This window comes from Streptomyces triculaminicus (assembly GCF_017349075.1).
Lineage (GTDB): Bacteria > Actinomycetota > Actinomycetes > Streptomycetales > Streptomycetaceae > Streptomyces > Streptomyces triculaminicus.
This window is the reverse complement of the sequence record NZ_JAFMOF010000001.1, coordinates 1,373,579-1,397,400: the sequence shown is the minus strand read 5'-3', so window position 1 is coordinate 1,397,400 and position 23,822 is coordinate 1,373,579. Positions and strand designations below refer to the sequence as shown.

Sequence of the window (23,822 nt, the reverse complement as noted above, 5' to 3'; positions counted from 1 at the left end):
TGGGACAAATTGGACCGCATGCGGGATTGTGCCAGCCGGTGGCACCATAACGCGGTGACCTACGCGTACCCGGCCGGGAACGACCGCCCCGAGCGCCGTCCCCTCGACGTCGTCGCCCACCGCGGAGCCTCGGACGACGCCCCCGAGCACACGCTGGCGGCCTACCGCAAGGCGATCGAGGACGGCGCGGACGCGCTGGAGTGCGATGTACGGCTGACCGCCGACGGCCACCTGGTCTGCGTGCACGACCGCCGGGTCAACCGCACCTCCAACGGCCGCGGCGCCGTCTCCACCCTCGAGCTCGCCGACCTCGCGGCGCTCGACTTCGGATCCTGGAAGGCGCCGACCGGCGAGCACGAGGCGCCCGACCGCGACCCCGAGCGCGACAACCGCGAGCACACCTCGGTCCTCACCCTCGAGCGCCTCCTCGAGCTCGTCGCCGACTCGGGGCGGCGCGTGGAGCTCGCCATCGAGACCAAACACCCCACCCGTTGGGCCGGCCAGGTCGAGGAGCGGCTGCTGGCCCTGCTCGGCCGCTTCGGCCTCGCCGACCCGCCCCGGGACGACCCCTCGCCCGTACGGGTGATGAGCTTCTCGGCCAGGTCCCTGCACCGGGTCCGGGCGGCGGCTCCCGCCCTGCCCACCGTCTATCTGATGCAGTTCCTCTCCCTCCGCTACCGCGACGGCCGGCTGCCGGCGGGCGTCGACATCGCCGGGCCGAGCATCCGGATCGTGCGCAACCACCCCGAGTACGTGGCCCGGCTGCACCGCGCGGGCAACCGCGTGCACGTCTGGACGGTCAATGAACCCGAGGACGTCGAGCTGTGCGCCCGCCTCGGCGTGGACGCGGTCATCACCAACCGGCCGAAAGCCGTCCTGACGCAGCTCGGGCGCCGCTGACGATCGTGGCACCACGGGTGCCGGGCGGCGCCCATTACATGGAGTGCACCGGCGCGTTCGGTACGTATTCGACCCGCGCGAGTGCCCCACCCGGTGAAGGATGGCCGGTTTCCGGTCCAGTCCATTGGGGCATCCATCCCCTGACGTGGGGCAAAGGAGGTCTCGGGGGTGGCGTTGGTGGTGGCACAGGAGGTGCCCACGTCGTCGATCATGGCCGTACCCCATGGTCCCGCCGGTGTGGGCGAGGCGAGACACCGGATGCGCGAGGATCTGCGCGCCGGTGGGGTACCGGACACGGTCATCGACGACGCCGTACTGATCCTTTCGGAGTTGCTCAGCAACGCGTACCGGCACGGTCGCCCGCTGAGCCGGGAGAACGGCGACAGAGGCCTGGGAACGGACGGCGCCTTCCGCGCCGCCTGGCGGGTCGACGCCCGCGGCAGGCTCACCGTCGAGGTCACCGACGGCGGCGGTCCGACCCGGCCCTTTCCGGCCACTCCGTCCGTCACCGCGCGCGGTGGCCGAGGCCTGAACATCATCAACGCGCTCTCCCAGGACTGGGGCGTACGGGACGCCTGCGGCGAGGTGACCGTATGGGCGGCGCTCTCCGCGCGTGCCGGTTTCGCTACGCGCGTCGACGTGGACCCGCTCCTCCTCTACTCCGACCTCGACGAACCGGCCTAGCCGAGGCCTGGCCGCCCGTCGCCGACTCCGCGCCCTCTTCCTCCCCTCCACCTCTTCCCGACCCGGTTCGCCCGGCTCGCGCGCGTGCCCCGTCGCACCGCACGCCGGGCGCTAGGCTCGCGCCCGTCAACGAAGTGATGCCGCCAGGCACACGAGCCGGACGCACCGATCGGGAGACACGCACACCATGGCCAAGAAGCGCCGCCCCCAGACCCAGGCTGCCGCCAAGCCGCAGGCCGGCGACGCGCCGATCCCCGTCGTCGGCGCCCGCGAGCCCTGCCCCTGTGGCTCGGGCCGGCGTTACAAGGCCTGTCACGGCCGTGAGGCCTCGCACGCCGTGGCCGAGCTGGTGCGACGCCCCTTCGAGGGGCTGCCCGGCGAGGCCGACTGGGTCGCCCTGCGCGAGCTGGTGCCCGCCGCGACCGTGGAGCTGAAGCTCAAGGGCGGCCTGCCCGAGGGCGTGCCCTCCGTGACGCTCGCGACCGTCCTGCCGATGGCGTGGCCCGCGCTGCGCCGCGACAACGGCTCGGTGCTGCTGGGGCTGCAGAACGACACCCCCACCGGCGACCTCAGCCGCGACCTCGCCGACACGCTGCGGCGCGCCCTGGCCGCCGAGCCCGGCACGCCGGTCGCCGCCGAGCGCCACGGCGCCGAGGGCCCGCGCCTGCAGGACCTGCTGGACCCCGAGGGGCCGTTCGAGCCGGTCGTGCACACGGGCTTCGAGTTCTGGGTGGAGAACGCCGAGAACGCCACCGGCGAGGTGGCGGCCTCCCTGGAGCGCGCCAACGCCGCCGCGATCCCGACCGTCCGGCTGTCCGGCCTGGACGCCGCGTACTGGTGCGAGACGCCGGAGAAGAACCACCTGCGCTGGGTCATGACCCACCCCGAGGAGACGCTGCTGGACGCCCTCGCGCGACTGCACGCCGCGGGCGGCACCTCGCTGGGCGAGGGCACCCGCCTGGTGGGGTCGTTCCGCGCGCACGGGCTGACCGTGCCGGTGTGGGACCTGCCGAGCGGCATGGGCGCGGCGGACATCGAGAAGCCGGCCCACGCGTTCGCCGAACGGCTGGCCGGGGCACTGGCGGACGGGTCCCCGCTGACCGCCGACGAGCGGCGCGCCCGCGCGGGCCTTACGAGCCGTCAGGTCACGCTGAACTGACGGCGATAGCGCCCGCGAGGTTGGGCGAGACCCGGCCACGTGGGCGCCGATCGTGGGCGCCCCGGACGCCGAATCGATTCCGTCGCGCCGCGTCACGCGGGCGGAGGTTTGGATTCCGGTGAGGGCGGCGGGTAAACGACGAGTCAAAGCGCGTGACTCCTGTCACAACTCCCGCTGCCAGACCGGAAATCGGCGTCCGGAAATCCACGATCGAATTTGCGAACCGCCGATCTCTTGTTACGGTTCTAAAAGCCCGGTCGCTGGTGCATCCCCCGTCGCCAGCGACCGGGCGTTTCCATGCCCGGACCGGTACGGACCCGCGGAGGACGCCCGCCGGCCGAGGCCCTCGGACATCGCCGGGCCACCGGGCACACGCCGTCCCCGCTCCGCCCCCGCACCGGCCGCGGAGCGCCCCGTGACGGACTCCGGGCGCACATCCGAGCAGCACCGGACCGGCACCAGGACGAACACCTGACCGATGCAGGGTCGTCCTCCGCGAGCCCTCGAAAGCCGCCCGCGCCCCGCCGCCCGCGTGCACGCCCCTTCCGCGACTCCCTGCGCCCGCCGCCGGACAGACCGCCCCCGGGCGGACCCAAGGCCGACCCCAGGGCGCCTCACCTGCGACGATGCCACCTCGCCGGCCCGTACTCCCCCTCCCCGCAGGGCGTGCGGACCGCTCGCCGGACCGCGCCCGATGTCCCCTCGGGGTGCACTCCGCCGGGGCGCTCCGCCGGAGTGCGCGGTGGGCGGTGGGCGTGCGATCAATCCTCTTCGGGTTCCGGCGAGTTGCTGCCGGAGCGGAGGAGAAGCTTCCCGTCCGCCGAGGCGATCTCCGCGACCGCTGCATACGAGCCATGTCCGCGCACCGTCGGTTCGTGGGGCGTCTCGCACATGTCCGGATCATCGGTTGCGGCCATGCCGCAATTCACCTGCACGGTCCGCCCGGCCGGGCCCATGAGGGTCAGGACGCCGGTCAGAGGGGTGCCCGTGGCGTTGCGGTAGTAGGTCCGGGCCCAGGTGTCGTTCGCCTGTTCAAGGACGCAGGTCTGGGCCTCCACGCCTTCGGGGGCGGTGAGTTCGGGGCCGCAGCGGGCGATGCCCCGGTCGCCGTCGTCCGGCCCGGCGCCCATCAGTCCGTCGGAGGAGAGCCGGCTCCCCAGGACGTCGCCGGCGACCGCCTTCTCGCCGGAGCCGCCGTACGGGGCGTACGCGCCGGAGGGGCCCGCGGCGCCGGAGCCGCCGCGTCCGGTGCCGCCGGCCGGGGACCTGCCCGGTTCCGCGCGCCGCACCACCGGACCTGCCGAGGCGACCGCCAGCGGCAGCACGACGGCCAGGACCACCGTGCTCGCGAGAGCGATCATGCGGAAGTTCACCGCACGCCGCCGAACCGAGCCGGACACACTGGAGGCACTGGACGCACGCACCATCGGACCCACCTGCACTTCGCCTGCGATGCGCCACGGAAGCGCGCACGCCGCCGAAGGGGACGGCGGCGCGCTCGCGCGGCGGGAACGGATTGATCGCGAGGACGTATTCGTGCGTTCGCGATCGGAACGCACGCACGCATGCCCCGCCGGGCCGTCGGCGGTCCTGTGACAGGCGCCCGATACGGCCTTGCTCCGAACATACGGGCACGACCGCGCTCTCAGCGCCCTCGCACGCCCGTTTCCTGCGGTTCTCGGAGCGGCTTGCACCCGTAAGAGTGAGAGCGCGGGCGTCTCCCGTCCGTACGCGCCCTCACGTCCGCCTGCCGGAGCCGGCCGCTCCGTTCACCGCGCCGGCGGTCAGTACGCCAGCTTGCTGCCGTCGCCACCAGGCGTGCCCGTGTTCGCGCTCTGCTCCACCAGGACGTCGACGACCGTCGCCACATCGGGCAGCCAGGGCCGCGCGAGACCGTCAACACGCCGTCCGGAGCCCGGCCTTCCGCCGCGCCCGGCCACGGCCCCGGCCGGCCTGGGCGCGCGTTCCCAGCGGACCCGGCCGGCGCCCGTGGGGGACGGCGGCAGGACGGCGTAGCCGCCCTCGCCGTGGAAGCGCAGCGAGCTCGGCACCCAGTCCTGGCGGTGCAACAGCTCGCCGAGGACCTCGAGGGAGTACGGGGCCACCAGCAGGGACCAGCGGGTGGGGGTGGCCACCACCGGGCCCAGCCGCACGCCCGCGCGGTCGAAGGCCGCCAGCGCGCGGGCGCCGGCGACGGCGGGCAGGCTCACCGCGCAGGGCGCGCGGCCGCCGGTGGCCAGCACGACGGGGGCCTCGGGCCGGTTGGTCCACCACCAGCGCACCATCCGCGCGTCGGTGGTGGCGGCCAGCAGGCCGGGGTCGAAGGGGTGGGCGCCCGGCACCACGCACTCCGGATCAGGGCAGCCGCACTCGCGCACGCGGCCGATGCCGGGCCGCAGGCCCACACCGGGGAGTACGGGCCACTGCCACTCCGTGGCGTAGGTCAGGGCCGCGGTGAGCACCGCGGACCGACCGGCCCGCCGGAGGGAGAGCCTGCGTCGCCTTCCGAGGATCTCGCGCATGAGCGCTCGTTCCTTTCCGTGAACGCCGAAGGTGGGTCCTTGCCTGGGGGCAAGGGCCGTATCGCACAACTGAACACGCTGACATGAACCGCGAGCACCGCAGGGGTTGCGGAAGCCGCGGGCACCGCCTGGACTGCATGGAACGCGTAGCCCCTGGAAGCGCGAGGGCTACATGGCACTACGGGCACTGCTCGGCGCGGTACTCAACGCGCCGTGGCCCCTCGGGCCGGCACACCACGTGGATCACGAGTCACTGCGTAGACACACGCAGCGCATCACGCCGCGGGCCGAGCGTGAAACCTGGCGGGGGGTGGCGCGCGTATGGCGCTTCGTGCTGAACCGGTGCGCCCCTCGCCTGCGGCATGGGTTGCCCCACGCCGCTCGGGGATGGGCGTGGCCGTCGACCGATAGGACGCTCAGGTCCGCCGCCGGGTTGCGGGGCGGCCCCAACTGCCCCTGCCCTTCTCCGAGTACGTACCCACCGTGCCGGGTGTGACGCGTTGTTGGAGCGAGGCCAGTCGATCGCAAATCGAGGGTCAGGGCACTATTTTCCGGCCAAACTTTACGGCTTCCTCCAGAGGCACGGAACCCCATCAGACACCACCAATCCCACTGGTCCAATGCTGGACATTCCCTTGCCCGGGCGTGTACATGTGGAGCACCGCTCGCAAGCGACACGACAGGGGGTTTGCGATGCAGTCACGCAGAACGCCCAGGCCAAGCAGCTGGTCGAGAGCGCTCGGCGGGCTGCCCCGACCCGATCGGCGCCCCGGCCCCCGGGGCGGCCCCGCACGGCTCGGCCGGAGCGGACGGCCATGAACGCGCCCCACCTGCCGAAAGTGGCCGGAATCGATCCCTCGGTGCCCGCTCCCGCCCACACTTCCGCCCCTGCGGTTCCTCCTCCCCCTTCCGCCCCCACCTCCTGCGCCACCGCCGACCCCCGGTGCAGGACCGCCTCGCGGGCTGGGTCTCCGACCTGACCACGCTCCAGGAGCTGACCGAGCGCCTGACCCGGACCTCGGAGCTGGAAGGCGCCCTGCGCGAACTCCTGCGTGCCGGGGCCTCGCTCATGGGCGCCGGACGCGGCCTGGTCACCCTCCACCCCGACCACCACGGCGGGCACCCGCTGACCGTGGGCCTGGGCCTGGGCCACGCCGACATCGGCCACCTCGAGACCATCCCGCACGACCCGGCCTCCGCCCCCGGCCCCTACGTCCGCCTCCTCGACGACCTCCCGCCCGTGGGCGACCGCTCCGGCAGGGCCCACCCCGACATCCCGGGCGAGGACGACCTCGACCCCGCCACCGCGAGGTCGCCGCCCGCCTCGGCTACGCCGCCAGCTACGCACTCCCCCTGGAGTCGGCGGCCGCCCCCACCGGCGAAACCCCCTCCGCCGGCCGCGTCGGCGCGGCCGTATGGCTCTACGACGAACCCGCCGAGCCCACCGAACGCCAGCGCCATCTGGCCGGCCTCTACTGCGGCTACGCCGCCGAGCACCTCGTCCGGCTCCTGGAACTGACCCGCGCCCGCCGCACCCTGGGCGCCCTGCGCGAGGAGCTGCTGCCCGGCCGGCTGCCCCGGGTGCCCGGCATCCGGCTGGCCGTCCGGCACCGCACCGGGCCGCAGGGCGGCGGCGACTGGTACGACGCGCTGTCCCTGCCGGAGGGGGCGCTGGGCCTCGCGATCGGCGGGATCAGCGGCTCCGGGCCCGGGGCGACGGCCGCCACGGCACGGCTGAGGGCCTCCCTGCGCGCGTACGCCGTCATAGAGGGTGAGGATCCGGTCGCCGTCCTGTCCGACCTCGAACTGCTGCTCAGGCTGACCGAGCCGACCCGCACCGCGACCGCCCTCTTCGCGTACTGCGAGCCGGGCACCCGCAAGGTCGTCGTCGCCGGCGCCGGGCACTGCTCGCCGCTGATCATCGGCGCGGACCGCGCCGAGTACGTGGAGACCTCGCTCTCGGCGCCGCTGGGCATGCTCGCCTGCTGGGAGGCCCCCAGCGTGGAAATCGAACCGGCACCCGGAGAAACGCTCCTCTTCTACAGCGACGGTCTGCTCAACCGCCCCGGCGACGCCATGGACCGGTCCTTCGCCCGGCTGCACTCGGCGGCGGCGAGCGTGCCGCGGTCCGCGCGGAGGGATCCGGAGGCGATCGCGGACCACGTGCTGCGCACGGTCCTGCCGGACGGGCCCGCCGGGCCGGGCGACGAGGACGTCGTCCTGCTGGTGGCGCACTTCGACTGAGCGCGACCCCTGTCGCGCCCGGTCTTCGATCGCCATCGGTCATGGCCTTCTCGGCCGCATTCCTCCGCACATACGATGGAAAGCGGCCCCGTTCGAGGAGGAAAACCAGTGACCGAGCAGCAGCCCGCGCCCGAGAACCCCGAAGGCGACGAGCCGATCAAGCAGCGGAAGAACGGCCTCTACCCCGCCGTCTCCGACGAGCTCGCCGAGAACATGAAGTCCGGATGGGCCGACACCGAGCTGCGTGATCTCCAGCCGATACCCCAGGCCGCCGAGACCGCGCGCCGCCGCGCCGAGCTGTCCGCCCGATTCCCCGGCGAGCGGCTGGTGATCCCGGCGGGCAACCTCAGGACCCGCTCGAACGACACCGAGTACGCCTTCCGCGCCTCGACCGAGTACGTCTACCTCACCGGCGACCAGACCCAGGACGGCGTCCTGGTGCTCGAGCCCACGGGCCCGGAGGGCCACACGGCGACGCTCTACCTCCTGCCCCGCTCCGACCGTGAGAACGGCGAGTTCTGGCTCGACGGCCAGGGCGAGCTGTGGGTCGGCCGCCGCCACAGCCTGACCGAGGCCGAGCTCCTGCTGGGCCTGCCCGCCAAGGACGTCCGCGAGCTGGCCGACGCCCTGCGCGAGGCCACCGGCCCCGTCCGCAACGTCCGCGGCCACGACGCGGGCATCGAGGCGGCCCTGACGGACAACCCCGGCGGCAACGCCACCGCCGAGCGCGACGAGGAGCTGCGGGTCTTCATCAGCGAGCAGCGCCTGGTGAAGGACGCGTTTGAGATCGGCGAGCTGCAGAAGGCCGTCGACTCCACCGTCCGCGGCTTCGAGGACGTCGTGAAGGTCCTCGACAAGGCCGAGGCGACCAGCGAGCGCTACATCGAAGGAACGTTCTTCCTGCGCGCCCGCGTCGAGGGCAACGACATCGGCTACGGCTCCATCTGCGCCGCCGGCCCGCACGCCACCACCCTGCATTGGGTGCGCAACGACGGCCCGGTCCGCTCCGGCGAGCTGCTCCTGCTGGACGCCGGCGTGGAGACCCACACCCTCTACACCGCCGACGTCACCCGCACGCTGCCGATCAACGGCACGTACACCGAGCTGCAGCGCAAGATCTACGACGCGGTGTACGAGGCGCAGGAGGCCGGCATCGCGGCGGTCGTGCCGGGCGCGAAGTACCGCGACTTCCACGACGCCGCCCAGCGCGTCCTGGCCGAGAAGCTCGTCGAGTGGGGCCTGGTCGAGGGCCCGGTCGAGCGCGTCCTGGAGCTGGGCCTGCAGCGCCGCTGGACCCTGCACGGCACCGGCCACATGCTCGGCCTGGACGTCCACGACTGCGCGGTCGCCCGCACGGAGACCTACGTCGACGGCGTCCTGGAGCCCGGCATGGTGCTGACCGTGGAGCCCGGCCTGTACTTCCAGGCCGACGACACCACCGTGCCCGAGGAGTACCGCGGCATCGGCGTCCGCATCGAGGACGACATCCTCGTCACCGAGGACGGCAACCGGAACCTCTCCGCCGGTCTGCCGCGCACGTCGGCCGACGTCGAGGCCTGGATGGCGGCCCTCAAGGGCACCCAGGGCTGAGCCCCACCGCCTCCGGCGACCCCGTGGCCCGCACCGGCGGGCCACGGGGTCGCGCGCGTCACGGGCCGGGCGGCGGGCGGGCGCCGACGGGCGGATGATGGGCGTAGAGGACATTCGCACCAAGGGAGGTGCCCGGTCATGACCCTGTTCATGGACGTCCATCACGGCATGCAGGGCGTCAGCCAGAAGCAGCTCGCGGAGGCGCACCGGGCGGACCTGGCCATCGAACGCGAGGAAGGCGTCCACTTCCAGCGGGCCTGGGCGGACCCGTCGTCGGGCACCGTCTACTGCCTGTCCGAGGGCCCCTCCGAGGAGGCCGTCCAGCGCGTCCACACGCGGGCCGGTCACCCCGCGGACGAGATCCATCCGCTGGCCCTGTCGGTCTCCTGACCGGCGAGCCTGTCGGTCCCATGACCGGCGGGCCGCTGCGCGCGGAGCACCGGCGGCGGGTCAGGACGCCTTCAGCAGGGCCGCCGCCGGGGGCGCTCCGTCGCGCCACTTGAGGATCTTGTCGAAGCTCACCACCGCGCCCTGCCGGCCCGGGCGGTTGCGGACGCGCACGTGGTCGGTGAGGGAGGCGATCAGAAAGAGACCCCGGCCGTGTTCGTCGTGAACCGAGGCCGGGGTCCTTTCGCGCGTCGGGGGGGCCGGCCTGCGGCCCGGTCGCGAGCGTCCGGAGAATCCGGGCCCGGAATCGGTGACCTCGATGCGACAGGTGTCGCCGTCGATGAGGGCGGTGACGCGATAGCCGGTCGAGGCGTCACCGCCGTGCTCGACGGCGTTGGCGCACGCTTCGCTGAGGGCGACCGCGAGGTCGTAGGACGTCTCCGGGTCGACCCCGGCCGTCTCCATGGCACCGATCAGGAGCCGCCTGGCGAGCGGAACGCTCGCGGCCTCGCGCCGCAAGTGGAGTGACCACCAAATGCTCATGCTCAGCCTCCTGGCTGCGGCTCGACATACCGATACGTATAGCCGGGTGAGGCATGCGGTAAGCCTGCCGGGACTGTGAGACCGCTCATTCGGCCGACGCGCCGTGTGGGTGAGGGCGTGTACGGGGACCGGGTGACCGACCGGGCCGGGCGGCCCCGGTGATCCGGGTGACGGACCGGGCCGGGCGGCCCCCGGTGATCAAGCCCCTGCCGTAGGGATCCGGTCGGCCCGATGGGATGATGGCGCCGCCATGCCTCACCCCGTCGCGCGCGCCGGCGCCGATCTGCGACTGATCCGGGCCGCGGTGTTCACCGCGGTCTGCGTTCTGCTGTCCGCAGGCGGGCACGTGCTGGCGTCCTGCGCGAGCGTCCCGCTGTGGACGCTGGGCGCGGGCTTCGCGCTCGTCCTCGCGGCGGTCGTACCACTGGCCGGCCGGGAGCGCTCGCTGCCGGGCATCACGGCCTTCCTGGCCGTGGGGCAGCTCGCCCTCCACACACTCTTCGGGCTCGGGCAGCGCGGCGCCGGAACCTCCGGCCGGGCCGTCCCCTCCGAGGGCCACCTCGTCCACTTCGCCGGGCAGCTGATCTGCGATCAGCGCCCGATGTCGGCCGCCCAGGCCCGACGGGTCATCACCGACGCCGGGCTGGACCCGTCCGTCCACCCGATGGGTCCGGCCGCGCCGGCGCCCGCCACGGGCGGCGCCTCGGCCGCGTTCCCGCACGCCCTGCTGCCGTCGCTGCCGATGGTGCTCGGCCACCTGCTCGCCGCCCTGGCCGTCGGCTGGCTGCTGCGCCGCGGCGAGGCCGCGCTGTGGCGGCTGGTGCGGCTGTCGGCGCGCTCCGCGCGCGACGTCGTGGACGCCGCGCTCGTCCGGGCGCTGGGCGCCGCCCTGGTGCTCGTGGGCCTGCGGGCGCCCGCGTCGCCCGCCGTTCCGGCGCGCCGCACGCGCGCGGACGACGAATCCCCGCTCAGGGCGCCGGAACTACGGCATTCCGTGATCAGGCGGGGCCCGCCGCGCTGCGTTCTCGCGGCCTGACGACGCGACGCACCACTGCCCGACAGGGGCGGGAGGGCGGTCGCGGCGCCGCCGCACGCGCGCCACCCCCACCCTCATCCCTTCCTGCCGTGGAGTGTTGTCCCATGAACGCATCGCGTGTCCGTACCGCCCGTGCCTCCCTCGTCGCCGCCCTCGCCGCCGGTGGCGTGCTGCTGCTCGCCGGCCCTGCCTCCGCGCACGTCGGTGTGCAGCCCGGCACCGCCGAGAAGGGCGGCTACAGCACCATCAACATCAAGGTGCCCAACGAGAAGGACGACGCCTCGACGGTGAAGCTCGAGCTCAACCTCGACCCCAAGCACCCGCTGGCCTCGGTGATGCCGCAGGCGGTGCCGGGCTGGGAGGTCAAGGTCGAGAAGACCAAGCTCGACAAGCCGCTGCAGATGCACGGCAAGACGATCGAGGAGGCCGTCAGCAAGGTCACCTGGACCGGCGGCAAGATCGAGCCCGGCCAGTTCCAGCAGTTCCCGCTGTCGGTCGGCCAGCTGCCCACCGACGCCGACGAGCTGGTCTTCAAGGCCCTGCAGACGTACTCCGACGACGACGTCGTCCGCTGGATCGACCCGTCCAAGCCCGGCGGCCACGAAGCCGAGCACCCGGCCCCGGTCCTCAAGCTCGTCGACAAGGCCGCGAAGCCCGGCGAGAAGAACGCCGCCGACGACAAGGGCCCCAAGGCCGAGGCGGCGTCCGCCACCACCGAGAAGGCCGCCGGCTCCGAGGGCGGCTCCGACACCACCGCCCGCGTCCTGGGCGCCGCCGGCATCGTCGTGGGCGTGGCCGGCGTCGTCTTCGGCGTGCTCGCCGGCCGCCGCCGCGCCTCCGCCTGACCTTCCGCCGACGCCGCCGGCACTCCGCCGGCGTCACGGCGTCCGGTCCACCGCACGGCCACGCCCGGTCCGGCGGCGCGTACGAACGCGCCCGCCGGGCCGGGCGGCACCGACCCTCTCTGGAGAAGCACTCCATGCGCACCACGTTCGCGGGCGCGGCGATCGCCATAGCCGCCGTGCTCACCCTGACCGCCTGCGGCGGCTCCGGCGATGCGGGCGACAAGCCCGCGGCCGACGTCTCCGTCGAGCCCACCAAGGCCGGCGCGATCGTCCTCGACGCGCCCAAGGCCAAGCCCGACCTGGTCCTGACCGACACGTCGGAGAAGAAGTTCGAGCTGGTCAAGGAGACCAAGGGCCACCCGGTCCTGCTCTACTTCGGCTACACCTACTGCCCCGACGTCTGCTCGACGGTCGTCTCCGACATCGCCGCCGCCGAGAAGAAGCTCTCCAAGGCCGACCAGGAGAAGCTGCGGGTCGTCTTCGTCACCACCGACCCCGAGCGCGACACCCCCAAGCGGATGCGCGAGTGGCTGGACGCGCAGGGCGGGCAGGACATCGTCGGCCTGACCGGCGACTTCGCCACCATCCAGGCGGCGGCCAAGCCGCTGGGCATCCTGGTCGAGCCGCCCAAGAAGGAGAAGGACGGCTCCGTGACGGTCAGCCACGGCGCCGAGGTCGTCGGCTTCTCGCCGAAGGACGACGGCGGGCACTGGATCTACACCGCCTCCACCACGTCCGAGCAGTACGCCAAGGATCTCCCGAAGATCGTCAAGGGGGAGAACCCGTGATGCGCAAGTCCACCGTCGCCACCGCCGCCGCCCTGCCGCTGCTGCTCGCCGGCGGCCTGCTGCTGGTCACCGGCTGCCAGTCGGAGAAGAACGCCCTGGCCGGCGACAAGCCCGAACTGTCCGTCAGCGGCGCCTACCTGCCGGAGCCCGCGATGGCCGACATGGCCGCCGCGTACTTCACCGTCGTCAACGACGGCGGCAAGGCCGACCGGCTCACCAAGGTCACCAGCCCGCTCTCCCGCGACGTCACCCTGCACACCACCGAGGGCGCGCGGATGAAGCACGCGGAGACGCTGGAGGTGCCCGCCAAGGGCAGGCTGTCGCTCGCGCGCGGCGGCACCCACCTGATGCTGGGCACGCTCGACCACAAGCCGAAGACCGGCGAGAAGGTCGAGTTCACCCTGCACTTCGCCGCCTCGGCGCCCATCCGGATCCAGGTGCCGGTCGAGAGCACCACCTTCCGCCCCAAGGACTGAGGTCACGATGAGGACCCCGACCGCCGCGCGGCGCACGGTGTCGCTCCTCGGCACCCTCCTCGCCGCGCTGCTGTGGACGTGGACGGCCGGCGCGGGCACCGCGTCGGCGCACGCCGCGCTCACCGCCACCGACCCCGCCAACGGCTCGGTGGTGGCGAGCGCGCCCCGGCAGGTCCGGCTCACCTTCTCCGAGGGCGTGCTGCTCGGCGCCGACTCCGTGCGGGTCCTCGACCCGCGCGGCGAACGCGTCGACCAGGGCGCGCCGGAGCACGTGGGCGGCAGGTCGGAGACGGCCGCCGTCGCGCTGCGCGCGGGGATCGCCGACGGCACGTACACCGTGGCGTGGCAGGCGGTCTCGGCCGACAGCCACCCGGTGGCCGGGGCCTTCACCTTCTCGGTGGGGGCGCCGTCGGAGACGACGGTCGCGGCGGCGTCGGCCGCCGGCGGCATCGACCCGGCCGTCGACGCCTTCTACGGCATCGGCCGCTTCGCCGCGTACGGGGGCTTCGTCCTGCTCGTCGGCGGCGCCGTCTTCGCCGGCGTGTGCCGCTCGTCGCGGGCCGTGCAGCGGGTAGCGGTGGGCGGCTGGGTCGCCCTGTTCGTCTCGACGACCGTGCTGTTGCTGCTGCGGGGCGCGTACGCCGGCGGCAAGGGCCTGGGGTCGGTGGCGGACCTGTCGCTGCTGGGCGACGCGCTGTCCACCAAGCCCGGGGCGGCGCTGCTGTCCCGGCTGCTGCTGCTGAGCGCGGCGGCGGTGTTCCTGGCGGTGCTGTTCGGCACCCACAGCCGCGAGGACGGCGGGGCCGCTCCGGAGCGCGGGCGCGGCACGGCCTGGGGGCTGGGCGCCGGCGGCGCGGTCGTGGCGGCCGGGCTGGCGGCGACCTGGGCGATGGCCGAGCACGCCTCCGCCGGCATCCAGCCGTGGCTGGCGGTGCCGGTGGACGTCGCCCACCTGCTGGCCGCGGCGGTCTGGCTGGGCGGGCTCGCGGCGCTGCTGGCCGCCCTCTGGTCGGGCGATACGGTCCGCCGGGCGGCGGTGCAGCGCTTCTCGCGGATGGCGTTCGCGTCGGTGGGCGTGCTGGCGGCCACCGGGCTCTACCAGACCTGGCGGCAGGCCGGCTTCTCGTGGAGCTCGCTGACGGGAACGGAGTACGGGCGGTGGCTGCTGCTGAAGACGGCGCTGGTCGCCGTCCTGCTGGCCGCCGCCTTCCTCTCGCGGCGGTGGACCGGCCGGCTCGCGGACGTCGCGGCGCCGAGGGCGGCCGCGAAGAAATCCGCCGGGGTTCCGGCCGGCCGGGCCGGCGCGGGCGATCCCGTACGCGCCGCCCAGCTCGCACGGCAGCGCGCGGCATTGGCGAAGGCCGAGGGGCGGCGCCGGCGCGACGCCGACGCGCACCGCAGCGGCCTGCGGCGCTCGGTCCTCGCCGAGGCGGCCGTCGCCGTGGCCGTGCTGGCCGTCACCACCCTGCTCACCGGCACCCAGCCCGGCCGCGCCGAGGCGGAGCAGAAGCGGTCCGGGGCGCCCGCCGCACCGGCCGCCGGCCCGGCCGAGGTGAGCATCGCCTACGACACCGGCGGGACCAACGGGCGCGGCACCGCCCGCGTCACCGTCGACCCGGCCCGTACGGGGGCCAACACCGTCGACGTCACTCTCCTGGACGCCTCGGGCCGCCCCGTGGACGTACCTGAGCTGACACTGTCCATGACCGCGACTGAAAAACGCATCGGTCCGCTGCGGGCCGATCTGAAGCGTCAGTCCGCCGGTCATTGGCAGGCCACCGACTTCCGGCTGCCCATGGCCGACAGCTGGCAGCTGTCCCTGACCGTACGGACCTCGGACATCGACCAGGTCACCGAGATCGAGAACGTGAAGATCAATTGATGGCTGACAAGACTGACACCACGTCCGAACCGAAGCCCGGCGACGCCTCCAGGAACACACCGCCCGGCCCGGCCCATGTCTCCCGCAGACGGCTGCTGGGCACCGCCGGCGCGGCCGGCGCCGCCGCGCTCGTCGCCGGCGGGGCGGCCGGCGCGGCCGGCGCCGAGGCCGTGCGCGAGGGCCCCGACCCGCTGTCCTCCGTCGGCTCGGCCGCCGTGCCCTTCCACGGCCCCCACCAGTCCGGCATCCTCCAGCCCGCGCAGGCGCACGCCCACCTGGCCGCCTTCGACCTCATGCCCACGGCGGACCGCAAGGCCGCGGCGGCCCTGATGCGCCGCTGGTCGGACGCGACGGCGGACATGATGGACGGCCGCACGCCCCAGGGCGACGAACTGGGCGTCGCCCTGGACGCGGGGCCCTCCTCCCTGACGATCACCTTCGGCTTCGGCCGTACCTTCTTCGACCGGACCGGCCTGGCGGCCAAGCGCCCCGACGCGCTCGAGCCGCTGCCCGCCTTCACCGCCGACGCCCTCGACCCCAAGCGCAGCGAGGGCGACCTGTGGGTGCAGATCGGCGCCGACGACACGCTGGTCACCTTCCACGCGCTGCGGATGCTGCAGAAGCTGGCGGCGGGCACCGCCCGGATGCGCTGGCAGATGAACGGCTTCAACCGCACGCCGGGCGCCACCGAGCAGCCGATGACCGGCCGCAATCTGATGGGCCAGATCGACGGCACGAACAACCCCAAGCAGTCCGACGCGAACTTCAACACCCGGATCTTCGTGCCGGACGACCGCAACGGCGCCGACGGGTGGATGGCGGGCGGCTCGTACGCCGTCGTGCGGCGCATCCGGATGCTGCTCGACACCTGGGACAACCTCTCCCTGGACCAGCAGGAGAAGGTCATCGGCCGCCGGAAGTCCGACGGCGCGCCGCTGTCCGGGGGCCAGGAGACCACCCGCGCGGACCTCAACAAGGTGGGCTCCGACGGAGCCCTGGCCATCGCGGGCGACGCGCACATCCGGGTGGCGTCGCCGGCGACCAACCGGGGGGCGGCGATGCTGCGCCGCGCCTTCAACTACCACGACGGGTTCCGCGACGACGGCGCACCGGACGCGGGCCTGCTGTTCGTGGCCTGGCAGGCGGACCCGCTGAAGGGCTTCACGCCGGTGCAGCGGAAGCTGGACCGGGGGGACGGCCTCTCGCGCTTCCTCCGGCACGAGTCCAGCGGCCTGTTCGCGGTGCCCGGCGGGTGCGAGCGAGGGGAGTACGTGGGGCAGCGGTTGCTGGAGGGATGAACCCCTTCGGGGGAAACGGCCTCACGCCACCCACCGGTATCGTGACTGCTCCAGCAGATGATCGGTTCGGAGGGACAGCGCGTGAGGTCGGCAACCCGCTACACCTACCTCGGCCCCGAGGGCACCTTCACCGAGGCGGCCCTGCGCACCCTGCCCGAGGCGGCCACCCGCGAGCTCGTTCCCATGGTGTCGGTGCCCGCCGCGCTGGACGCGGTCCGCGCGGGCGAAGCCGCCGCCGCGCTCGTGCCGATCGAGAACTCCGTCGAGGGCGGCGTCACCGCGACCCTGGACGAACTCGCCACCGGCGAGCCGCTGATGATCTACCGCGAGGTGCTGCTGCCGATCGCCTTCGCACTGCTGGTGCGGCCCGGTACGCGCCTGGAGGACGTCAAGACGGTGACCGGGCACCCGGTCGCCCAGCCGCAGGTGCGCAACTGGCTGGCGGCGCACCTGCCGGACGCGGCGTGGGAGTCGTCGGCGTCGAACGCGGACGGCGCGCGCCTGGTGCGCGAGGGCCGCTACGACGCCGCGTTCGCGGGGGAGTTCGCGGCGGCCACGTACGGGCTCGAGCCTCTGGTGACGGACATCCACGACGCGCAGAACGCGCAGACCCGCTTCGTCCTGGCCGGCCGTCCGGCGCGGCCGGCGGCGCGCACGGGCGCGGACCGCACGTCGCTGGTGGTGTGGCTGGGGGACGATCACCCCGGTGCTCTGCTGGAGTTGCTGCAGGAGTTCGCGGCGCGCGGGGTCAACCTGATGCGCATCGAGTCGCGGCCGACGGGCGAGGGGATGGGCCGTTACTGCTTCTCGGTCGACTGTGAGGGCCACATCACCGACCGCCGGGTGGGCGAGGCCCTGATGGGGCTCAAACGGACCTGCCCGAAGGTGCGCTTCCTGGGCTCGTACCCGCGTGCGGGTGTTGACCCGGACGACCGGTCGGGTGCCCTGGGGGCGGTCCGGCCCGGGACGTCGGACGGCGATTTCGTGGTGGCGGCGGACTGGCTGGCGCGCTGCCAGGACGGCCGGGCCTGACGCCACGGGCGGGCCCTGGGGCCCGTACGGTGCGCTGGGAGGCGGGCTCGGGGCGGGCCTTCTGTGAATACCCACAGAGTTATCCACAGGTTGCTCTCGAGCTGGGGATAAGTCGACACATCCAGACGTGGCCGCGAGGGGCGAAACGGTCAACGTCGACAAATCTCTCTAGCTATCCATCCGACCATCCACAGGCCCCCGCCGCTTACCCACCGGCGCCCTGTCCATCGAAAAGCCTCGAACAACCCGTTAGAGGGAGTGAATACCACCCTAAAGAGCGGCCGCGCGAGGTTTGCCCCAAGAAACTCTGACGAATGACAGAGCGGGGCGGAATGCTGCATTCCGAAATCCACAGAGGGGAGGCGCACCCTGTGGACAAAGAAGCGGAAGGCGTCGTTCCTGTGGACAACGACTATTCTGGGCCGCGGTGCCGACCGTTCGCCAACTGCCGGGCGCGCCAAGGCGGCTCACCCCGCCCGCGCGGCGCGACGGGGGGATGAATACCGGCCACCCGTAGGCCTTTTCCGGAATATTCGCGATCACCCTCGCCCTTTGTTCAAGGGATTTTTCTCGTCCACAAAACCGGACAGAACACCACGAAGGGGAATATCATCTCGAACAATCGCAGCTCACGACGGTAGCCTGGTGGGGTGATTGACCTTCGCCTGCTTCGTGAGGACCCCGACCGTGTGCGCGCGTCCCAGCGTGCCCGTGGAGAGGACGTCGACGTCGTCGACGCCCTGCTCTCCGCCGACGAGCGGCGCAGGTCCTCCAGCGTCCGCTTCGACGAACTCCGTTCCGAGCAGAAGTCGCTCGGCAAACTCATCCCCAAGGCCACCGGCGACGAGAAGGCCGAGCTGCTCAAGCGGGCCGGCGAGCTCTCCGCCGCCGTCAAGGCCGCCGACGCCGAGCAGAACGAGGCCGCCGAAGAGGCGCAGCGCCTGCTCCTGCAGATCGGCAACATCGTCCACCCGGACGTGCCGCGCGGCGGCGAGGACGACTTCGTCGTCCTCGAGACCGTCGGTACCCCGCGCGACTTCGCGGCCGAGGGCTTCGAGCCCAGGGACCACCTCGAGCTCGGCCAGACGCTCGGCGCCATCGACGTCGAGCGCGGCGCCAAGGTCTCCGGCTCGCGCTTCTACTACCTGACGGGTGTCGGCGCGCTGCTGGAGCTCGCCCTCGTCAACGCCGCCATCGCCCAGGCCACCGCCGCCGGCTTCACCCCGATGCTCACCCCGGCGCTGGTCAAGCCGCGCGCCATGGAGGGCACCGGCTTCCTCGGCCAGGCCGCCCAGGACGTCTACCGCCTCGACAACGACGACCTCTACCTGGTCGGCACGTCCGAGGTCCCCCTCGCCGCGTACCACATGGACGAGATCATCGACGCGGACCAGCTGCCGCTGCGCTACGCGGGCTTCTCGCCCTGCTTCCGCCGCGAGGCCGGTACGTACGGCAAGGACACCCGGGGCATCTTCCGCGTCCACCAGTTCGACAAGGTCGAGATGTTCTCGTACATCGCGCCGGAGGACGCCGAAGCGGAGCACGCGCGCCTGCTCGAGTGGGAGAAGCAGTGGCTGACCAGCCTCGAGCTGCCCTTCCAGGTGATCGACACGGCCACCGGTGACCTCGGCTCGTCCGCCTCGCGCAAGTTCGACTGCGAGGCGTGGATCCCCACCCAGGGCAAGTACCGCGAGCTGACCTCGACGTCCAACTGCAACGAGTTCCAGTCCCGCCGCCTGTCCGTCCGGATGCGCGACGGCAAGAACGTCAAGCCGCTGGCGACCCTCAACGGCACGCTGTGCGCCGTCCCGCGCACGATCGTGGCGCTGCTGGAGAACCACCAGCAGGCCGACGGCTCCGTGCGGGTGCCCGAGGTGCTGCGCCCCTACCTCGGCGGCCGCGAGTTCCTGGAGCCCGTCGCCAAGTGACGCCGCCGCCCCCGCCGCCGTACCGCCTGATCGCCACCGACCTCGACGGCACGCTGCTGCGCGCCGACGAGACCGTCTCGGAGCGCACCCGTGCCGCGCTCGGTCTGGCGACGGCGGCGGGCGCCGCGCACATCGTCGTCACCGGGCGGGCCGTCGCCTGGACCCGGCACATCCTCGAGGCCCTGGACTACCGGGGCCTCGCGGTCTGCGGGCAGGGCGCGCAGGTCTACCACGCCGGCGAGCACCGGCTGCTGACCTCGGTGACGCTGGACCGGCAGCTCGCCGCCCTGGCCGTCGCCAAGATCGAGGCGGAGGTCGGCCCCCTGTACCTCGCCGCCAGCCGCGACGGCATGGACGGCGACGTCCTGGTCGGCCCCGGCTACCGCGTCCAGGAGGGGCCGCTCCCGGCCGTTCCGATCACGGACGCGTCCGAGCTGTGGTCGGCTCCGCTGAACAAGCTCTACCTCCAGCACCCCGACCTCGGCGACGACGACCTGGCGGAGGCCGCGCGCACGGTGGCCGGAGGCCTGGTGGGCGTGACGCTGGCGGGCGCCGGCATCGTCGAGCTGCTGCCACTGGGTCTGAGCAAGGCCACGGGTCTCTCGCTGGCGGCCCGCCGGCTGGGCGTCAAGGCCGCGGACACCATCGCGTTCGGCGACATGCCCAACGACGTCCCGATGTTCGGCTGGGCGGCGCACGGCGTGGCCATGGCCAATGCCCACCCCGAGCTGTTGGCGGTGGCCGACGAGGTCACCGCTTCGCACGAGGACGACGGAATCGCCGTGGTTCTCGAGCGCCTGTTCGGGTAAGGGCGGCTTCCGGGCCGAGGGCGTCCGCCGTGACGGGGACGTCCGACGGGCCGAGGGCGTCCGTCGCGCCCAGGGCCTCCGCATCACCGGCAGCCCGGAACCGTCGGCGCGCCGCGGGGCCCAGGTCCCACCGCCACGTCGGCCGGCCGCGCGTCAGCGGCCACAGCGCCAGCCCCAGGGCGAGCGCGATCGCGTGGCCGGCGTCGGTGAACGTACCGCCGGTCGTCAGCGGTACGGCGAAGAACAGCACGGCTCCCGTCAGGTAGAGCCAGCGCCACGGGCGGGGCATCCGGTAGGTGAGGATGCCCACGGCCCCGGCGAGCCCGTAGGAGACGCCTATGTCGACGACGTGCTTCATCGAGCGCGGCGCCGAATGGCTCTCTATCGCCAGCAGCAGGATCTGCTGGCTGACGAGCGTGGCCGCGACGTGTGCGACGGCGACCGCGCACAGCCAGCGCAGCGTGCCGGTCCAGCGTTCGACGTTGGCGTGGAAGACCTCGAAGAGCACGGCGTAGAAAAGGAACGAGGACGGGTCCGCCATCCAGAAGCCGCTGATGAGCAGCGACTGCAACGGGTGCTTGTCGAGCTCGTGGATGTTGCTGCTGGTGCGGTGGAGGAGGAAGGTCTCCAGTCCCTCGCTGGCCGAGGCGATGACGAGGCTGGTGATGCCGATGATCAGCAGATAGATGTGCGTGCCGGGAGAGGAACGCACCCAGGCGCGGGCCGAGGACCACAGCGACCACAGCCGGTCCGGCAGCCCTTCGAGGTTCACCCTTAGACGGTAGCCCGGGGAACGCGGACGCGCAGTTGTAGGATGACTGGGCAACCGGATGAGAGAAGGGGTTTCGGCCATGGCACTCCGTGCGGCGGGACGGCAGTCCCTGGTGGACACGGTCGTCGAACAACTGCGCGCGCAGGTGGGCGCCGGCGAATGGCGGGTCGGGGAGCGCATCCCCACCGAACACGCCCTCGCCGAACAGCTGCAGGTCGGCCGCAATACGGTCCGTGAGGCCGTCCGCGTGCTCGTGCACGCCGGAATGCTGCGCTCCAGGCAGGGCGAGGGCACCTTCGTGGTCTCCACCGCCGACCCCTCCGAGATCATGCGCGGCCTGCGCCGCGCCCGGGTCCGCGACGTCCTCGAGCTGCGCATCGCCCTGGAGGCGGAGGGCGCCCGGCTCGCCGCGCTCCGGCACGAGCCCGCCGACCTCGACCGGATGCGGGCGGCGCTGGACGCCCAGGCGGCCTTCGAGGACGCCGAGGGCCAGCCCGACTCCACAAGCCTCGAGCTCTACGCCGACCACGACGTCGCCTTCCACCGGGCCGTCGTGGAGGCCGCCCACAACCCCGCGCTGACCGCCACCTACGCCTGGTTCAGCGACGCCGTGCGCGAGGCCCTGCTCGCCGGGCTCGGCGACCGGGAGATGCCGCCCACCGTCCGCGGCGACCACCACGCCGTCATGGACGCCATCGCCTCCGGAGACCCGGAAGCGGCCGCCCACGCCGCCCGGGCGCTGCTGGAGCGCCCCAAGCAGGCCGTCGAGTCGCTGCTCACCGAGAGCAGCGTCGAATCGCTGCTCGCCGAGAGCTGAACCGGCCCGCTCCACACCCCCGCACCACCCCTTTGGAGAGCACCCGCATGCCCGAGACGAGGCCGCCCGCACCAGTGATCGACACGACGGCCGCACCGAAGACCCCCGCGTCCGTCCCCGCGCCCGCCGCCCCGCGCGTCGCGCGCGCCCACCCGGCCCTGGTGATGCTCGGCATCGTCCTCGCCTCGCTCAACATGCGGGCCGCCCTCGCCGGGGTCTCGCCGCTCATGGGCGAGATCGGCGGCTACTTCCACCTGGCCGCCGCCACGAGCAGCCTGGTGACCACCATCCCGCTGATCTTCATGGGCCTGGGCTCGATCGTCGCCCCCCGGCTGGCCCGGCGCTGGGGCACCGAGGCCGTGCTGTGCGGCGCCCTCGTCCTGCTGGCCGGCGGCATCCTGCTGCGCGTCGCTCCTCCCCTCGTCGCCCTCTTCGTCGGCTGCGCGCTCGTCGGCACCGCGATAGCCCTGCTCAACGTCCTGATGCCCGGCCTGGTCAAGCGGGACTTCCCGGACCGGGCGGCGAGCATGACGGCGCTGTACTCCACCACGCTCATCCTCGGCGCCACGGGCGCGGCCGCCTCGTCCGTACCGTTGGAGAACGCCCTCGGCGGCTGGCGGGGCTCCCTCGCCTCCTGGGCGCTGCTAGCGGCCGTCGCGGCGATCGTCTGGCTCCCCCAGGCGCTCCTCGCCCGCCGCGGCGCCACCCCCGGCGTACCCGCCCCGACGGCGCGGCGCGGCACGGCGGCGCCCGTGGCGCTCACCCGCTCGCCCCTGGCCTGGCAGGTGACGCTGATGATGGGCACGCAGTCGCTCATCGCCTATGTGTGCATCGCCTGGATGCCGACGGTCTTCACCGACCACGGCATGAGCAGGAGCGAGGCCGGCATGGTCTACGCGTTCTACACCCTGGTGCAGATGGCCGGTTCGTTCTTCGTTCCCCTGATCGCCGGGCGTACGCGCGACCAGCGGCCGCTCGCCGTGGCCGTCGTCGCCCTCATGGCGGCGGGCGTCACGGGCCTGCTGATCGCGCCCGTGGCGGGCGCGTGGGTGTGGGCGACGCTGATGGGCGTGGCCCAGGGCGGCCTGCTCGGCCTCGCCCTGACGCTGATGGTGCTGCGCACGCGCGACGCCCATACGGCCTCCCGGCTGTCGGGCATGGCACAGACGTGGGGCTATCTGCTGGCCTCCGTCGGGCCGTTCGCCATCGGTGCGGTGCACCAGGCGACCGGTGACTGGACGCTGCCCGTCGCCCTGCTGCTCGTCGCCTGCGCGGCGCTGCTGTTCCTGGGGCTGGGCGCGGGGCGCGACCGCAAGATCTGACGCCGACGCCCGTACGGCCGCCGCGTCATGTGCGGCGGCCGTACGGGCGTCCCTGCGGGCTTCTTCGTCTATTCCTCCCCCGCGAGCGTCAGCGAGCGGAGCTTGCGGGCGGCGAAGGCCGTCGCGGCCACCGTCACCACCACCAGCAGCGTCAGCCCCAGCGTCAGGCCGACCTCGGCGTCGACGGCGCCCTCGCCGGCGATCCGCTGGGCCAGGGACAGCGCCCACTGCTGCACGCTCAGCGTCCGGGCGCCGGGGATGACGCTGCCGAACAGCGACTCCCACACCAGGGCGTAGACGAGGCTCGCGACGACCGCGTGCCGGGTGACGGTGCCCAGCAGCAGGAAGATCGCGCTGTAGGCGACGGAGGCGACGGCGGCCGCGACGGCGTAGGCCACCGCGATCTGCTGGCTGTTGCCGTTGAGCACGAAGCCCGCGATCAGCGTGGGGAGCGCCGAGAAGGCGACGGAGACCCCTGCCGCGACGGTGAGCTTGGTCAGGATGATGCTGGTCCGCTTGACGGGTTTGGCCAGGAGGTAGACGACGGACCCGTCGTCGATCTCCGGGCCGATCGCGCCGGTACCGGCGACGACGCCGATCAGCGGCACCATCGTGGCGAGCGCGAAGCCGCCCAGGACGCCGGCCGCCGTCCGGTCGTCGGCCTCCGTCAGCAGCCGGACGGCGGCCGAGATGACGAGCAGCAGGGCGGGGAGCGCGAAGAGGATCAGCGCGCGGCGGCGGCCGAGGAGACCGCGGTAGGTGAGCCGGGCGACAGTGGGGTGGTACAT

20 protein-coding genes and 2 pseudogenes are annotated in these 23,822 nt (G+C 73.3%); 17 read left to right on the top strand and 5 right to left on the bottom strand.

From position 1 onward, the window contains the following. Nucleotides 1-54: 54 nt before the first annotated feature. The 3 genes and pseudogenes from J1792_RS06455 to J1792_RS06445 all read left to right on the top strand — a co-directional run bounded on the left by J1792_RS06455 (nt 55) and on the right by J1792_RS06445 (nt 2,743). Nucleotides 55-900, top strand: a complete 846-nt coding sequence (locus tag J1792_RS06455; protein ID WP_242705402.1) for a glycerophosphodiester phosphodiesterase — start codon at nt 55-57, stop codon at nt 898-900. An 81-nt stretch (nt 901-981) separates the two neighbouring features. Continuing rightward, nucleotides 982-1,584 (top strand): annotated as a pseudogene (locus tag J1792_RS06450) (ATP-binding protein). 187 nt (nt 1,585-1,771) lie between these two features. Then, a complete protein-coding gene (locus J1792_RS06445) occupies nt 1,772-2,743 on the top strand; it encodes a DUF5926 family protein (protein ID WP_086572199.1) in 972 nt (323 codons plus the stop codon). Between the two features lie 761 nt (nt 2,744-3,504). On the opposite strand, the gene J1792_RS06440 is transcribed toward J1792_RS06445, so the two are convergent. After that, nucleotides 3,505-4,104 (bottom strand): hypothetical protein, encoded by a 600-nt coding sequence (locus tag J1792_RS06440; protein ID WP_242645455.1) that lies wholly within the window; start codon nt 4,102-4,104, stop codon nt 3,505-3,507. 423 nt (nt 4,105-4,527) lie between these two features. Then, on the bottom strand, nt 4,528-5,265 hold the full coding sequence (locus J1792_RS06435) for a bifunctional DNA primase/polymerase (RefSeq protein WP_086572194.1): 738 nt from the start codon (nt 5,263-5,265) through the stop codon (nt 4,528-4,530). 815 nt (nt 5,266-6,080) lie between these two features. Between J1792_RS06435 and J1792_RS06430 the strand changes: the two are divergent. From J1792_RS06430 to J1792_RS06420, 3 genes and pseudogenes are all read left to right on the top strand, one after another. Beyond that, nucleotides 6,081-7,509, top strand: a pseudogene (locus tag J1792_RS06430) (PP2C family protein-serine/threonine phosphatase). 108 nt (nt 7,510-7,617) lie between these two features. Further along, nucleotides 7,618-9,099: an aminopeptidase P family protein gene (locus J1792_RS06425; protein ID WP_242705403.1), complete on the top strand. Its 1,482-nt coding sequence runs from the start codon at nt 7,618-7,620 to the stop codon at nt 9,097-9,099. 138 nt (nt 9,100-9,237) lie between these two features. Further along, a complete protein-coding gene (locus J1792_RS06420) occupies nt 9,238-9,489 on the top strand; it encodes an SCO4226 family nickel-binding protein (RefSeq protein WP_086568997.1) in 252 nt (83 codons plus the stop codon). A gap of 60 nt (nt 9,490-9,549) precedes the next feature. Here J1792_RS06420 and J1792_RS06415 read toward each other — a convergent pair whose 3' ends face one another. Further along, complete coding sequence (locus tag J1792_RS06415) at nt 9,550-10,029, bottom strand: ATP-binding protein (RefSeq protein WP_086568998.1); 480 nt, start codon at nt 10,027-10,029, stop codon at nt 9,550-9,552. Between the two features lie 250 nt (nt 10,030-10,279). Between J1792_RS06415 and J1792_RS06410 the strand changes: the two genes are divergently transcribed. From J1792_RS06410 to J1792_RS06370, 9 genes are all read left to right on the top strand, one after another. Next, nucleotides 10,280-11,065, top strand: a complete 786-nt coding sequence (locus J1792_RS06410; protein WP_086569000.1) for a hypothetical protein — start codon at nt 10,280-10,282, stop codon at nt 11,063-11,065. A gap of 104 nt (nt 11,066-11,169) precedes the next feature. Beyond that, entirely contained in the window at nt 11,170-11,910 is a 741-nt protein-coding gene (locus J1792_RS06405) for a YcnI family copper-binding membrane protein (RefSeq protein WP_086569002.1), read from the top strand. Between the two features lie 134 nt (nt 11,911-12,044). After that, entirely contained in the window at nt 12,045-12,698 is a 654-nt protein-coding gene (locus tag J1792_RS06400; protein ID WP_086569004.1) for an SCO family protein, read from the top strand. Further along, on the top strand, nt 12,698-13,174 hold the full coding sequence (locus J1792_RS06395; RefSeq protein WP_207246792.1) for a copper chaperone PCu(A)C: 477 nt from the start codon (nt 12,698-12,700) through the stop codon (nt 13,172-13,174). Before J1792_RS06400 ends, J1792_RS06395 begins: the two co-directional genes overlap by 1 nt. A gap of 7 nt (nt 13,175-13,181) precedes the next feature. Further along, nucleotides 13,182-15,056 carry a copper resistance CopC/CopD family protein gene (locus tag J1792_RS06390; RefSeq protein WP_207246791.1) on the top strand — a complete coding sequence of 625 codons (1,875 nt, stop codon included), beginning with the start codon at nt 13,182-13,184 and terminating at the stop codon, nt 15,054-15,056. Beyond that, nucleotides 15,056-16,354 (top strand): iron uptake transporter deferrochelatase/peroxidase subunit, encoded by a 1,299-nt coding sequence (gene efeB, locus J1792_RS06385; RefSeq protein WP_086569009.1) that lies wholly within the window; start codon nt 15,056-15,058, stop codon nt 16,352-16,354. The genes J1792_RS06390 and efeB overlap by 1 nt, the downstream gene beginning before the upstream one ends. 81 nt (nt 16,355-16,435) lie before the next feature. Beyond that, nucleotides 16,436-17,386: a prephenate dehydratase gene (pheA, locus tag J1792_RS06380; RefSeq protein ID WP_307842909.1), complete on the top strand. Its 951-nt coding sequence runs from the start codon at nt 16,436-16,438 to the stop codon at nt 17,384-17,386. 650 nt (nt 17,387-18,036) lie between these two features. Further along, nucleotides 18,037-19,314 carry a serine--tRNA ligase gene (serS, locus tag J1792_RS06375; protein WP_086569013.1) on the top strand — a complete coding sequence of 426 codons (1,278 nt, stop codon included), beginning with the start codon at nt 18,037-18,039 and terminating at the stop codon, nt 19,312-19,314. Next, complete coding sequence (locus J1792_RS06370) at nt 19,311-20,123, top strand: HAD family hydrolase (RefSeq protein WP_086569015.1); 813 nt, start codon at nt 19,311-19,313, stop codon at nt 20,121-20,123. The genes serS and J1792_RS06370 overlap by 4 nt, the downstream gene beginning before the upstream one ends. Here J1792_RS06370 and J1792_RS06365 read toward each other — a convergent pair. Then, entirely contained in the window at nt 20,065-20,880 is an 816-nt protein-coding gene (locus J1792_RS06365) for a rhomboid-like protein (protein WP_242645738.1), read from the bottom strand. The two genes, J1792_RS06370 and J1792_RS06365, sit on opposite strands and share 59 nt — an antisense overlap. Before the next feature lie 94 nt (nt 20,881-20,974). Here J1792_RS06365 and J1792_RS06360 point away from each other — a divergent pair, with 94 nt between their 5' ends. Continuing rightward, on the top strand, nt 20,975-21,712 hold the full coding sequence (locus tag J1792_RS06360; protein ID WP_207246789.1) for a FadR/GntR family transcriptional regulator: 738 nt from the start codon (nt 20,975-20,977) through the stop codon (nt 21,710-21,712). Between the two features lie 47 nt (nt 21,713-21,759). After that, nucleotides 21,760-23,034, top strand: coding sequence for a CynX/NimT family MFS transporter (locus tag J1792_RS06355; protein ID WP_207246788.1), 1,275 nt, complete (start codon nt 21,760-21,762; stop codon nt 23,032-23,034). A gap of 68 nt (nt 23,035-23,102) precedes the next feature. Here the strand turns inward: J1792_RS06355 and J1792_RS06350 are convergent, their stop codons facing one another. Beyond that, nucleotides 23,103-23,822, bottom strand: a complete 720-nt coding sequence (locus tag J1792_RS06350) for an ABC transporter permease (protein WP_086570515.1) — start codon at nt 23,820-23,822, stop codon at nt 23,103-23,105.